Annotated in this window: 9 protein-coding genes; all 9 read left to right on the top strand. The window is 65.2% G+C overall.

The window, feature by feature from the left end; translation table 11 throughout:
• Positions 1-7 precede the first annotated feature (7 nt).
• The 9 genes from tssK to M2397_RS19195 are packed head-to-tail and all read left to right on the top strand — an operon-like array spanning position 8 to position 14073.
• A complete protein-coding gene (gene tssK / locus M2397_RS19235) occupies positions 8-1342 on the top strand; it encodes a type VI secretion system baseplate subunit TssK (RefSeq protein WP_131697665.1) in 1335 nt (444 codons plus the stop codon).
• A 6-nt stretch (positions 1343-1348) separates the two neighbouring features.
• Positions 1349-2638: a DotU family type VI secretion system protein gene (locus tag M2397_RS19230; RefSeq protein ID WP_167655922.1), complete on the top strand. Its 1290-nt coding sequence runs from the start codon at positions 1349-1351 to the stop codon at positions 2636-2638.
• Positions 2635-6135: a type VI secretion system membrane subunit TssM gene (tssM, locus tag M2397_RS19225; RefSeq protein WP_131697663.1), complete on the top strand. Its 3501-nt coding sequence runs from the start codon at positions 2635-2637 to the stop codon at positions 6133-6135. Before M2397_RS19230 ends, tssM begins: the two co-directional genes overlap by 4 nt.
• Positions 6132-6785: a type VI secretion system-associated protein TagF gene (tagF, locus tag M2397_RS19220; RefSeq protein ID WP_131697662.1), complete on the top strand. Its 654-nt coding sequence runs from the start codon at positions 6132-6134 to the stop codon at positions 6783-6785. Before tssM ends, tagF begins: the two co-directional genes overlap by 4 nt.
• Positions 6786-7505, top strand: coding sequence for a PP2C family serine/threonine-protein phosphatase (locus tag M2397_RS19215; protein WP_131697661.1), 720 nt, complete (start codon positions 6786-6788; stop codon positions 7503-7505). It abuts the gene before it with no gap.
• On the top strand, positions 7502-10483 hold the full coding sequence (locus tag M2397_RS19210) for a serine/threonine-protein kinase (RefSeq protein ID WP_184745209.1): 2982 nt from the start codon (positions 7502-7504) through the stop codon (positions 10481-10483). The genes M2397_RS19215 and M2397_RS19210 overlap by 4 nt, the downstream gene beginning before the upstream one ends.
• Positions 10483-11187 carry an ABC transporter ATP-binding protein gene (locus tag M2397_RS19205; RefSeq protein WP_131697659.1) on the top strand — a complete coding sequence of 235 codons (705 nt, stop codon included), beginning with the start codon at positions 10483-10485 and terminating at the stop codon, positions 11185-11187. The genes M2397_RS19210 and M2397_RS19205 overlap by 1 nt, the downstream gene beginning before the upstream one ends.
• A complete protein-coding gene (locus M2397_RS19200) occupies positions 11187-12371 on the top strand; it encodes an ABC transporter permease (protein ID WP_259244250.1) in 1185 nt (394 codons plus the stop codon). The genes M2397_RS19205 and M2397_RS19200 overlap by 1 nt, the downstream gene beginning before the upstream one ends.
• Positions 12364-14073, top strand: a complete 1710-nt coding sequence (locus M2397_RS19195) for an SUMF1/EgtB/PvdO family nonheme iron enzyme (protein WP_131697657.1) — start codon at positions 12364-12366, stop codon at positions 14071-14073. Before M2397_RS19200 ends, M2397_RS19195 begins: the two co-directional genes overlap by 8 nt.
• Positions 14074-14097 lie beyond the last annotated feature (24 nt).

The following is a 14097-nucleotide window of genomic DNA, read 5'->3' as shown; positions in this document are numbered from 1 at the left end:
AGCCCCCATGTCCTGGAACAATCGCGTGGTCTGGTCGGAAGGCATGTTCATCGGAACGCAGCACTTCCAGCAGCATGACCGTTACCTGGAAAACCTGATCGACGCCCGCAGCCGCCCGTTGTCCGCCGGCGCCTGGGGGTTCTCCGAGTTGCTGATCGACCAGGGCCTGTTGGCCCAGGGCAAGCTGGCCATTGTCTCGGCGCGCGGCCTGTTGCCCGACGGCACGCCGTTCAATATCCCCCAGGATGACCTGGCGCCCAGCCCGCTGAACATCGACGACAACCTGCGCGATGGCCTGGTCTACCTGGCCTTGCCCCTCAAGCGTGCGGGTGCCCGCGACACCGTGGATGAAGGCGAAGCCCTGGAAGCCGCGCGTTACGTGAGCCAGGTGCGCGAAGTGCGCGATGACAACGCCCCGTTCGAAAACCGCGCGCCGGTGGCCGTGGGGTCCCGGGCCCTGCGCTTGCTGACTGCCCAGGATGGCATCAGTGACTACGCCGCCGTGGGCCTGGTGCGCATCAAGGAAAAGCGCGCCGACCGTGCGCTGGTCCTCGACGACAGCTACATCCCACCCGTGCTGGACGTGGCCGCCAGCAAACCGCTGAGCGCGTTTCGCAGCGAACTGCTGGGCCTGTTGCACCAGCGCGGCGAAGCCCTGGCCGGTCGCGTGGTTGCCTCGGGTGCGGGGGGAGCGTCGGAGATCGCCGACTTCATGCTGCTGCAACTGGTCAACCGCGCCCAGCCGTTGATCCAGCATTTCAGCCAGTTGAGCCCGCTGCACCCGGAGCGCTTCTTCAGCGAACTGGTCAGCCTGGCCGGTGAGTTCTCGACTTTCTCCACCTCGGGCCGTCGTCCCCAGGAATACCCGCAATACCAGCACGACGACCTGGCCCTGAGTTTCGCGCCGGTGATGGCTGCGTTGCGTGAGGCGCTGTCGATGCTGATCGACAGCAAGGCCACGCCGATTCCCATTGTGGAAAAAGCCTATGGCATCCACGTGGCGATGCTGGCGGACAAGACCCTGCTCGACAGCGCCAGCTTCATCCTGGTGGTACGCGCCGACGTGCCCGGCGAAACCTTGCGTGCGCGCTTCGGCCAGCAGAGCAAGGTCGGCGCGGTGGAGCACATCCGCGACATGGTCAACCTGCAACTGCCGGGTATCGGCCTGGTACCGTTGCCGGTGGCGCCGCGCCAATTGCCGTACCACGCAGGCTCGACCTACTACGAGCTGGATCGGGGCAGCGAGCACTGGCAACAGTTGAGCAATTCCGGTGGTTTTGCCTTCCACATCGCCGGGCAGTTCCCGGGCTTGAACCTGGCCTTCTGGGCGATCCGAGGATAATCCGCGATGCATCCCAATGATGACGACCGCACCCAGTTCATGCCGCGCCCGGGTGGCCGTGCGCCGGAACCCGCGCGTGCCGAACCGGCCCCGCTGTCGATGCCGGCCGCGCCGATCCTCACCGGCAAAAGCCAGGGCCTGAACCCGCTGGAAAGTGCCGCCGGCCCGCTGCTGGCGCTGCTGACGCGCCTGCGCAACACCATCGCGCACCCGGCGCCGGCCAGCTTGCGCGCGCAGTTGCTGGCCTACCTGCGCCAGTTCGAAGAGCGCGCCGAAGCCGCTGGCGTGGCACGCAACGAAGTGCTGCTGGCGCGTTACGCACTGTGCACCGCCCTCGATGAGGCGGTGTTGAGCACGCCGTGGGGCAGCACCAGCGATTGGGGCAAGCAGAGCCTGTTGATCACCGTGCACAACGAAGCCTGGGGGGGCGAAAAAGTCTTCCAGTTGCTCGACCACTGCCTGCAAAGTCCACGTGAGCGCCTGTACCTGCTGGAGCTGTTGTACCTGTGCATGTGCCTGGGTTTCGAAGGCCGTTACCGCGTGATGAACGACGGTCGCAGCCAGTTGGAAGCCTTGCGTGAGCGCACGGCGGCGGCGATTCGCAGCGCGCGCGGTGACCACGAGCGCGAGCTGTCGCCGCATTGGCGCGGCGTCACCGTGGCGCGTGATCGGCTGGCGCAGTTCATGCCGCCGTGGATCGCCGTGGCGATTGGCCTGGCGTTGTTGCTGGCCTTGCTGTTCACCTTGCGCATGCTGCTCGCGGCGCAGGCGGAGCCGGTGTTCAAAAATATCCATGCACTGGGTGAGATCCCGGTGCAGGCCATTGACCGTCCCGTGGCGCAGCCCAAAGTGATTGAGCGTCCGCGCCTGGCCGGCTTCCTGGCGGAAGACATCAAGGCCGGTCGCGTCGCGGTGGAAGACCAGGTCGACCGTTCTGTCGTCACCATTCGAGGCGATGAGCTGTTTGCATCCGCCAGCTCAAGCATCGTCGATGACTACCAACCGCTGATGCTGCGCATCGCCGACGCCATCCGCAAGGTCAAGGGCCAGGTGCGGGTCACCGGGCACAGCGACAACCGCCCGATTGCCACGCTGCGTTTCCCATCCAATTGGGCCCTGTCCGAAGCGCGGGCCAAGTCGGTGTTGGAGATCCTCGCGGCCAAGACCGGCCAGGCCGATCGCTTCAGTGCCGAAGGCAGGAGCGACACCGAGCCGTTGGCGACCAACGCGACTGCCGAAGGCCGTGCCCGCAATCGTCGGGTTGAAATCACCGTATTGGCGGAGGGCGTCGAGTGAAGGCGTTTTTCAGTTTCATGATTCGCTGGGTGATCCCCGTGCTGGGCCTGATCGCCCTGAGCCTGATCATCTGGTTTGTGGGGCCGTTGCTCGATGTGCTGGTGCCGGAAGGCCGGCGCTGGGCGCTGATCATCCTGGTGTTCGCGGTGTGGATCGCCTACCGCGTGTTCCGCATCATCCAGGCGCGGCGCCAAGCCGCCGAAGTGATGCGCAGCCTGGCTGCCGAAACCCCGGCCGACCCCAACAGCGTGGCCACCGCCGAAGAGCTCACCACCCTGCGCCAGCGCATGGACGAAGCCCTGGCACTGCTGAAAAAGGCCAAGCTTGGTGGCGACGAACGCCGCAACCTCTACGAGCTGCCGTGGTACGTGATCATCGGCCCGCCGGGTTCGGGCAAGACCACGGCGCTGGTCAACTCCGGGCTGCACTTTCCGTTGGCGGCCCAGTTGGGCGCCGGGGCGGTGCGCGGCGTCGGCGGTACGCGTAACTGCGACTGGTGGTTTACCGATCAGGCGGTATTGCTCGACACCGCCGGCCGCTATACCACCCAGGACAGCAACTCCACGGTGGATAAGGCCGCGTGGCTGGGCTTTCTCGACCTGCTGAAAAAGCAGCGTTCGCGCCGCCCGATCGATGGCGCCTTTATCGCCATCAGCCTGTCGGATCTGCTGCTGGGCACCGATGCCGAACGCGCGGCCCATGCGGCGGCGATCCGCCTGCGTATCCAGGAGCTGTACACCCAATTGGGCGTGCGTTTCCCGATCTACCTGATGCTGACCAAGCTCGACCTGGTGCCGGGCTTCATGGAGTTCTTCGACAACCTGAGCAAGGAAGAGCGCGCCCAGGTGTGGGGCATGACCTTTGCCCTCGATGACGGCAAGAACAGCGACAGCCCGCTGGCGCACCTGCAAAGCGAATTCGCCGGTCTGGAGCAGCGCCTCAACGAACGTCTGGTGGAGCGCCTGCAACAGGAGCGCGACCCGGCGCGGCGCGACCTGATCTACGGCTTCCCGCAGCAGTTCGGCGCATTGAAGGACTGCCTGCAAAGCTTCCTCGAAGGCGTGTTCAAACCCAATGCCTTTGAAGAACGTGTGTTGCTGCGCGGCGTGTACTTCACCAGCGGCACCCAGGAAGGCAGCCCGATTGACCGCCTGATCGGCGCCATGGCCCAGAGCATGAACCTGGACCGCCAGCACCTGGCGCGTCAAAGCGGCACCGGGCGCAGTTATTTCATCGAAAAACTCTTCACCGCCGTGGCCTTTGCCGAGCGTGGACTGGTGGGTGTGAACCCGAAAGTCGAACGCCGGCGCAAGTGGATTGCACGCGGTGTACTCGCAGCCACCGTGGCCTTGGTGATCGTGGTCAGCAGCCTGTGGTGGGTGAGCTATCGCGCCAACCAGGCGTATATCGCCCAGGTCGACCAGAAGGTCGCCCCGCTGGGCCAGACCGTACAGAACCTGAGCCCGGCGCAGCGTGAAGTGCTCGCGGTGCTGCCGCTGCTCAATGCGGTGAAGCACCTGGCGGGCGATTCGCCGAGCTGGTCCGAAGGCCTGGGGCTGTATCAGGGCGATATGCTCGAAGCCGAGTCCGCCAGTGTCTATCGCAAACTGTTGATCGCCGTGTTTGCGCCGCGCCTGGTGACGCGCATCGAGGAGCAACTGCACGGCGGCGGCAACTCCGACTTCCTCTACGAAGGCCTCAAGGCCTACCTGATGCTCGCCGACAGCGAGCATTACGACCCGGACTTCATCAAGGCCTGGATCGCCCTCGACTGGGACCGCAACCTGCCGCGCGACCTACCGGCCGATCAGCGCCAGGCGTTGACCGGGCACTTGCAGGCGTTGTTTGAACGCCATCCGCCAAGTGCGCGCCTTGACCCACGCCTGATCGACGATCTGCGTCGCCAGTTGCAACAACTGCCGGTGGCCCAGCGCGTCTACGACCGGGTCAAACGCCAGAAACTGCCTGAAGGCATCCCGGACTTCCGTATCAACGAAGCCGCTGGCCGTGATGCCGCGCTGGTGTTCAGCCGTAAAAGCGGCAAGCCGTTGGGCGAGCCGTTGAGTGGCTTTTTCACCGCCAAGGGCTATCGCCAGGCGTTTTTGCTGAGCAGCCTGAACCAGACCGGCACCCTGGCTGAAGAACAGTGGGTGTTGGGCCGCGAGCAGGCCGATCAGCAGAACGTGGTCAGCCTCGCCGCCGATGTGCGCCGCCTGTACTTCCAGGACTACCAGCGCCAGTGGGATGCGTTGCTCGCCGACATCGACTTTGTGCCGATCACCAGCGTGGCCCAGGCGGCCGATGTGCTGCGGGTGATTTCCGGCCCGAGCTCGCCACTGAAAAAACTGCTGGTGGCTGTGGCCAAGGAAACCGATCTGCAAGCTGAGGAACGCCAATTGGCCGCCAAAGGCGTGCCGGTGGAAGGCGGCGTCGACAAGCTCAAGGAGCGCCTCGGCAACTTGCTCGGCCAGGAGCAACCGACGGCCAATGCGCCGGCGGCAGCGGATGATCCGGTGACCGCGCACTTTGCCGAACTCAACAGCATCGTCAGCAAGAACGAAGGCGAACCGGCAGCCATCGACGGCCTGTTGTCGGACATGAACGCGCTGTATGTGCAGGTCAGCGCCATGGTCGGTGCCAGCGGCGATGCCTTGCTTGGCGAGGCGAAGAACCAGGCGGCGGCTGCAGCCACACGGGTCAGCCTGAACGCTGAGCGCCAACCGCCGCTGGTGCAGGGCATGGTCAAGTCGGTGGTCAACTCCACCACCAACAGCATGATGGGCGGAGTGCGTAACCAGCTGAACGCGGCATGGGTCAGCGAAGTGGTCAATGTGTACCGCCAGTCCCTGGCCGGCCGTTACCCGATGTCGCCGGGCAGCGCGCGGGATGCGACCCTGGATGACTTCGGCCAGTTCTTCGGCGTGGGCGGGGTGATGGACAACTACTTCCGCAAATACCTGCAGCCGTACGTGGACACCTCGGCACAGACCTGGCGCTGGCAGCCGGGCGCGGCGCAGAAGCTCGGGATTGCGCCGGGCGTGCTGCAAACCTTCCAACGTGCCGCAACGATCCGCGATGCGTTTTTCCGCTCCGGGGGTACCCAACCGATCGTGCGTTTCGAACTCAAGCCGGTGTCGATGGACCCGACCATCACCCAGTTCCTGCTCGACCTCGACGGCCAGCAATTGAGCTACGACCACGGCCCAAGCCGCCCGGTGGCGATGCAATGGCCGAACCCCGGCAGCATTGGCGTGGTGCGTATCTCGATCATGCCGCCGTCGGCCAGTGGCCGCTCGGGCGTGACGCTCGACGGGCCGTGGGCCTGGTTCCGCTTGCTGGAACAGTCGGACCTCACCGCCGGTAACTCGCCGGATCGCTTCAACCTGCGCCTGCGGGTCGACGGTGCAAGCATCGCCTACGAGTTGCGCGCCAACAGCGCCTTCAACCCGTTCAAGAGCCGCGTGCTCAGTGGCTTCAGCCTGCCGGAGCGGCTATGACGACGCTGGGCTTCTACGGCAAGTTGGCCAGCCGCGGTGACTTCGTCAGCCGCGCTTTGCCCCAGAGCTTTATCGGCCCGTGGGACAGCTGGCTGGCGGCGGGGTTGCTCGCCAGCCAGAACAGCCTCGGCGCCGGCTGGCTCAATGCGTACCTGGTCAGCCCTCTGTGGCGCTTTGTGCTGGCGCCCGGCGTGTGTGGGCCGGACGCGGCGGCGGGCGTAGTGATGCCGAGCATTGACCGGGTCGGGCGCTATTTCCCGCTGGCGGTGGTCACCTTGCTTGATCACGACATCAACCCTGCGTCCCTGGTGGGCGGGCCGGACAGTTGGTTCGAGCAGGCTGAAGAGCTGCTGCTCAGCACCCTGGATGCCGGCGCCACATTCGAACGCTTCAACGCTGGCCTCGACGACCTGGGCTTGCCGGCGACAGAGCCGCGCGCGGTCGACAGCCGTTTCGCCGGCCTGCAACGTGTGGCGGCCAGCGTGCCGCACCAGCGCATGACCGCGCTCGCCGAACAGGCCTGCGACGGTGCGAGCCTCTGGTGGGGACGTGGTTCACAGACGATTTCCCCTGGTTTATTGCGGTGTCAGGGCCTGCCTGCCGCCGGCGATTTTGCGCAGTTTTTGCTCGGACAAGAAGGTGTGGTGTAGATGGGGTCGACGTACAAATCCGCGAGCAAAAGCCATGTGGGCATGGTCCGGCAGGTCAACGAAGACGCGTGCCTGGACCTGCCGGAAAATCGCCTGTGGGTGGTGGCCGACGGCATGGGCGGGCATGCGGCGGGGGATTATGTCAGTAGCCTGATCGTCGACAGCCTGCGCAGTGTGCCGATGGGGCGCTCCCTCGATGAGTACTCGGCGGCCTTGCGCAATGACCTGATCCGCATCAACGCCGCCGTGCGTGAAGAAACCGCCAACCGTGGCGTGGCCATGATGGGCAGCACGGTGGTGGTGCTCGCTGCACGCGGTTTGCGCGGTGTGTGCCTGTGGGCCGGCGACAGCCGCCTGTACCGCCTGCGCGACGGCGTGCTCGAAGGCATCTCGCGCGACCACAGCTACGTGCAGGACCTGCAAGACAGCGGCCTGCTCAGCGAAGCCGATGCCCGCGTGCACCCGCGCGCCAATATCGTCACCCGCGCCATCGGCGTGGAAGCCCAACTGGAGCTGGCGGTGGTCGACCTGCTGATCGCTCCCGGCGACAGCTACCTGCTGTGCAGCGATGGCCTGAACAAAACCGTTGAAGACCGTGAAATCCGCGAAGTGCTCAGCCACGACGCGCCGGACGAAATCGTGCGCAGCCTGGTGCACCTGGGGCTCAACCGCGGCGCGCCGGACAACATCACCGCCATCGTCGTGAAGGTATCGGCATGAACATTGTGATTCCGGGCTACGACATCGAAGGCGAGATCGGCGAAGGCGCCATGGCCAGCGTGTACCTGGCGACCCAGCGCTCCCTGGAGCGCAAGGTGGCGTTGAAGGTGATGGCGGCGGCGCTGGCGGCCGACCCGAGTTTCTGCGAGCGTTTCCTGCGCGAGGGCAAGACCCTGGCGCGGCTGTCCCACCCGCACACGGTGACCATCCATGACATCGGCAATGTCGGTGAGCTGTATTACATGGCCATGGAATACCTGCCCAACGGCACGCTCAAGGAGCGCATCGCTGCCGGCCTGACGCCGGAGCAGGGCATTACGTTGATCCGCCAGATCGCCTCGGCCTTGGGTTACGCCCATGCCCAGGGGCTGGTGCACCGCGACGTCAAGCCGGCAAACATCCTGTTCCGCGCCGATGGCACGGCGGTGCTCTCGGACTTCGGTATTGCCAAGTCCCTGGACGACCGCACCCAGTTCACCCAGGCCGGTTTTGCCGTGGGCACACCGAGCTACATGAGCCCGGAGCAGGCGCGGGGCCAGGAGATCGATGGCCGTGCCGACCTCTATGCGCTGGGCGTGGTGCTGTATGAAATCCTCGTCGGCAAGCTGCCGTACAACGGCAACGATGCGCTGTCCACGGCGCTGGCGCACCTGACCGAACCCTTGCCGGAATTGCCGGTGCACCACGGCCGTTATCAGGGCGTGCTGCGCAAGCTGTTGGCCAAGGACCCGGCGGAGCGTTTCCCGGATGCGGCGGCGCTGCTGCAGGCGCTGGACAATCTGCCGACGGACTCGCCGGAGGCCACGCTGGTGCGGCCGTTGCCGATTCCGCTGAGCTTTGACCTGGCGGGCATGACACCGGTCACGATCGACATCCCGACCGATAAACCCCAACCGCAACCGGTGCGCCAACCGGTGGTGACGCCGACCCAGCATAACGCCGTGTCCGAGCAGCGGCGTGGGCCGGTGTTGGCACTGGCCGCCGTGGCGGTGGCCGTCGCATTGGCCATTGGTGGTGGCAGCTACTGGTGGTTGAGCGGCAGTGATGAGCCGGCCAAGCCACCTGCGGCGGCAGCCGAAGTGCCCCAGGCAACGCCACCCGTGGCGGTGGCCGAAGTGGACGGCGGCCAACGTCCGTTGTTGATGGCCGGTAAAAAGACCCTGTTCCAGCGCGTCCTCAGCAAGCCCGGCGCCAAACTGTCGAATGACGCCGGCAGCGCGCCGGGCAAGGCCCTGCCGGCGTTTTCGGTGCTTTATGTGTACCAGCGCAAAGACGTCGACGGCAGCCCGTGGGTGCGCGTCGGTGCCGCCACCGATGGCCGCAGCGATGGCTGGTTGCCGGCCGCCCAGGTCAGCGATTGGAAGCAAAGCCTCGTGCTTAAATTCACCGAGCGCTCTGGCCGGGCGCCGGTGATGTTCCTGCGTCAATCCGCTGAAGTGGAAAAACTGCTGGCCGACCCTGCCGCCGCCAAAGGCGTGTTGGCCAAGGCGCAGAAGAACCGCGAAGACAACGGCCAGGTCCTGGCCCTGGAGCCGTCCGCCAGCGCGGTGCCGCAGAACCAGTTCTACCTGCTGCCGATTTTCGACGCCAAGGAGAGCTTCGACGAGAACGGCCAGCCGGTGCAGTTGCTTAACATCGCCTCCATCGACCCAGGCAGCAGCGCGGCGGCCAAGCCCGCGACGCCGGTGATCAACGCCAATGCTGATGCCTTCCGCACGGCGGTGGTGCTGGTAGTGGACACCACGGTCTCCATGCAGCCCTACATCGACCAGATCCGCGACGTCGTGCACGAGCTGCAAACCCGCATCGCCGAGCGTGGCGAGCTGGACAGTGTCAGCTTCGGCATGGTCGGTTTCCGTAGCAGCATCAAGAAAACCCCGGGCCTGGAATACGTGGCCAAGACCCTGATCAGCCTCGACCAGGGCCGCGACCCGCAACGCTTCCTCGACATGGCGCGCCAGGTCAAGGCGTCTACCGTGTCCAGCCACTCCTTCAACGAGGACGCGTTTGCCGGCGTGATGCAGGCCGTGGACGGCATGGACTGGTCCGGCTATGGCGGGCGTATCATCCTGCTGGTCACCGATGCCGGTGCCTTGCGCAAGAACGACCCGTTTGCCGCCACCCAGATGAACGAAGCTGAAGTGCGCCAGGCCGCGCTGGGCAAGCAGATCAAGATCTACGCGCTGCACCTGCGCACCGACGCCGGCAAGAAAACCCACGCCGGCGCCGAGAGCCAGTACCGCATCCTCACGGCCGACGCCAACCCGCAGATCGGCGACCTGTACACCGCGGTTCCGGGTGGCGACGTACGCAAGCTGGGCGAGCGCGTCGACGAGATCGGCAGCGTGTTCGCCAACCTCGTGCATCAGGTACGCAGCAATACCCCGCAACCGGTGCCGCTGCTGAGTGCCGCGCCGAGCCTGGCGGACAAATCCGCAGCGGTCGGCTATGCGATGCACATGGACTTCCTCGGTCGCAAGAGCGCGAGCCAGGCGCCGCAGCTGGTCAGTGCCTGGACCGCCGACCGCGACCTGACCAACCCCGCGCTGCCGGCGTTCCAGGTGTGCGTGATGCTGACCAAATTGCAGCTCAACGACCTGCAACAGTCGCTGAAACTGATCGTCGATGCGGCGCGCAAGACCCAGACCTCGCCCAAGGATTTCTTCCAGGAAATCGCCAGCGCCTCGGCCTATATGAGCCGCGATCCGCAGGCCCTGCGCAAGGGTGGCAACCTGGCCGACGGCGGTCTTCTTGGCGAATACCTGGAAGGCCTGCCGTACCGCAGCAAGTCGCTGAACATGACCCAGGATCTGTGGTTGTCGTTGAGCGTGGCCGAGCAGGAAGACTTTATCGACGAGTTGGATTCGAAAATCCGCCTCTACGAAACCTTCCACAATGACGTGGCCAACTGGGTCCGTTTCGGCGATGCCGAGCCGGGCGATGCGTTGTACCGCGTGCCCTTGTCGACACTGCCGTAATGCTGAACCTGAGCGCGGTGCATAAGAGCCGGGGGATCGGGAGCCAGCGTTACAGCCTGGTGATCCCGGCGCTGCACCTGCGTGCCGGGGAGCAGTTGGCGATTGTCGGGCCGAGTGGGTGCGGCAAGAGCACCTTGCTGGACCTGTTGGCGCTGGTACTGGCGCCGGATCAGGTGGGCCGGTTCGACTTCAATCAGCAGGACATTGGCGGGCTGTGGCGCGCCGATCAGCAATCCACCCTGGCCGCGCTGCGCAGCCAGCACTTGGGCTATGTGCTGCAAACCGGCGGGCTGCTGGGTTTTCTGGATGTGCGCAGCAATATCGCGCTGTCCCGGCAACTGCTGGGCTTGAAAGACGATGGCAGCGTGACGCGCCTGGCTGAACAGCTGGAGATCAGCGACCAGTTGGCCAAGAAGCCGGCCGCGTTGTCGGTGGGCCAGCGCCAACGGGTGAGCTGCGCCCGCGCCCTGGCCCATGCACCGCAATTGGTGCTGGCCGATGAGCCGACGGCGTCCCTTGACCCGCTGAATGCCGAGCGCGTGATGCAGGCCCTGCTGGCCCAGGCCCGCGAGCACCGCGCCGCCTGTGTGATCGCCACCCATGACGAACCCCTGGCCCGTGCCAGTGGCTTGCAGGTGCGGCGCATCAGTTGTCGGCGCGACACCGACGGCGGCGTCACCGCGACCCTCGGGGAGGCGTGCTGATGCGCATCCCCCTGGTGGCGTCCCTGGCCTGGCAGGATTACCGCAACGATGCCTGGCTGTCGGCCTGTTCGGTGTTGGCGCTGGTGGCGGTGATCGCGCCGTTGCTGGTGTTATTCGGCCTGAAATTTGGACTGGTTAGCAGTTTGACCGAACGTTTGGAGACCGATCCGGCCACCCGTGAAATTATTCCGTTGGGCGGTGGTCGATTCAGCAGCGCATTTGTCGAACAGCTCGGCCAACGCAGCGATGTGGCGTTCGCCTTACCGCGCACGCGGCAGATTGCGGCGACGGCACAGGTGGGCACGCTGACCCTGGAAATGCTGCCGACGGCGGCGCGTGATCCGTTGCTGAACGGCCTGCCGATGCCCAAGGGCCTGGACCAGATTGTGCTGAGCCATACCGCTGCCGAGAAGCTTGCGGCGCGGCCGGGGGATTGGCTGGAGACCATCTTTGCGCGGCAGGTGGCCGGGCGCGTGGAAGCCCAGCGCACGCGCTTGCAGGTACTGGCGGTGCTGCCGCTGGAAGCCTTCGCTCGGGACGGATTGTTTGCCGATTTGAGATTGCTGGAAGCGGCGGAAGATTACCGCGATGGCCGCGCGGTGCCAGCGTTGGGTTGGGCGGGTGATGAGGTCGCGGTGAGCGAACAGCGGGTGTATCCGGCGTTTCGCTTGTATGCGCGCAGCCTCACCGATGTGGAGCCGTTGCGGGTGTTTTTCGCCGGGCAGAATCTGTTGGTATCGACCCAGGCACAGACCATCGCGCAGGTGCAGTCGCTGAGCCGCAACCTGTCGATCGTCTTCTGGATCATCGCCGGGCTGGCCTTGGCGGGCGCGTTTGCGGCGATCTTCGCCGGGGCATTGGCGGCTGTGGCACGCAAGCGTCGAGAGTTGTCGGTGTTGCGCCTGTTGGGGTTTTCCACCGGCGCGCTGTTGCTGTTTGTGATGCTGCAAGCGCTGTACAGCGCAGGGTTTGCCGCCTTGCTCAGTGCCGGGCTGTATGGCCTGGCCGAAACAGCTGTGAATAAACTATTTGTGCAGGTGCCGGGCGAATACGCCAGCCACCTGTTGGCGCGTCACTATGGCCTGGCCCTGGTTGCAGTCCTTGGCGTCAGCGCCGTGGCGGCAGCCTGTGGTGGTTGGCGAGTGGCGCGTATCCAGGCTTCTGAAGGAATCAGAGATGTATAAGTTACTGGGCGCCGTTGTGGCGCTGAGCCTGGCCTCGATGGCCTGGGCCGATGAGGCAAGCGACAAGCTCGACAACCCCAAGCCGTTGCCCGATGACGTCAGCCTGCCGCTGCCGTGCGAAGGCAATATGGTGTTCCGCTACGCCTACGTGCTGGCCCAAGGGACGTTGGATGACCGCGAGATCAGCCTCGGCTACCCCTTCGCCGAAGGCGAGGCGGGTTATCAGCAGTCGTTCATTTCCGGCTATCGCCGCGACTTTATCAACGGCCAGTTCACCCTCAAGGACTTGCCGAAAGACTGGAACAAAGTCATCGCGCCCCTGATGCCGAAGACCGACGCCAAGACCCCGCTCAAACCCATGCTGTACTTCATCGGCAAGTACGAAGTGACCGCACGCCAGTACGCCCAGGTGATGGCCCAGGCGCAGTCGCTGGCCAGTGGCGAGCCGGCGCCTGCGTGCGATGCACCCACCGGCATGGCCGGGCGTTTGCCCAAGGTGAAGCTGTCGCGCTTTGAAGCTGAGCGCTTCTCGGCGGTGTACAGCGCCTGGCTGATGAAATACCACCGCGACTTGCTGCCGGTGAGCGGGCGCGGTTCGTCGGCAGAAGATGGCGGCCTGGGCTTTGTACGCCTGCCCACCGAAGTGGAATGGGAGTTCGCCGCGCGTGGCGGCCAGGCGGTGAGCCGTCAGGATCTCGAAGGGCGCCTGTTTCCACGCCGCGTCGAAGGCAGCGACAGCGACGGCCCGCTGGCTGATTACGCGGTGTTCAACCAAGTCGCAGGCGGCACCGGCCAGGCCGCGCGCCTGATGCCCATCGGCACCAAATTGCCCAATCCGATCGGCATGTTCGACGTGATTGGCAACGCCGCGGAAATGGTCCAGGAGTCCTTCCAGCTGGTGCACGCCGGTCGTCGCCAGGGCACTTACGGCGGCTTTGTGGTCAAGGGCGGCAACTACCTGGAAGGCGAGGGCACATTGTTTACCGGCATGCGCCGCGAATACCCGCTGTTCGCCGCCGACGGCACCGAACAAAGCAATGAGACCACCGGATTCCGCGTGGCGATTGGTGCCTTGTCAGCACCGCGCTCGCGTTACAAGGAGCTGTTCGCGCAATGGCAGAAAGAGGGCCGCCTGGCCTCGCTGACCGATGCCATCGACGACGCCCAGGACCCGACCAAGCGCCTGGACAGCATCATCGCCGCCAGCGTCGACCCCAAGCTGCAAGCCGAGCTGGGTCTGGTCAATGAAGAGCTCAAGCGCAATGTCTCGCTGATCGCCCAGCAACGCGAAGAGGCCGCGGGCAACCTGATTCAGTCGGCCGCGTTGGTGGCCGAGACCATTGGCAACTACAACATCCGCCTGGCCAACCTGCAGAAGAGTCGCCAGCAGGCCCTGGACAATAAGGACGAGGCCAGCGCGGCGCTGTTTGCCACGGCCATCGACAACGGGCGCAGCGCTCTCGATGGCGCGGTGGCGATCTATATTGACAACCTGGCCACCGGCACGCGCTACACCGATGCGGTGATCCAGGCGCAGTTTCAACGGATCAAGGAAGAGTTGGATCGCAAGCCAGTGCTCGGCAAAAGCCTGGTGACGCGCGCAACACTGTTCGTTCGCCATGTCGGCAACTACCGCAAACAACAGCGGGCCGACCCGGCGACGATCTTGAAGGAATTGCTCGCAGCGAGCGGTCAGCGCTGATCGCTGGCTGTATGGCGAGCTTGG

It is taken from the genome of Pseudomonas sp. BIGb0381, assembly GCF_024809815.1.
Classification (GTDB): domain Bacteria; phylum Pseudomonadota; class Gammaproteobacteria; order Pseudomonadales; family Pseudomonadaceae; genus Aquipseudomonas.
Note: the sequence above shows the minus strand (reverse complement) of the source record. Positions and strands in the feature narration are given on the sequence as shown.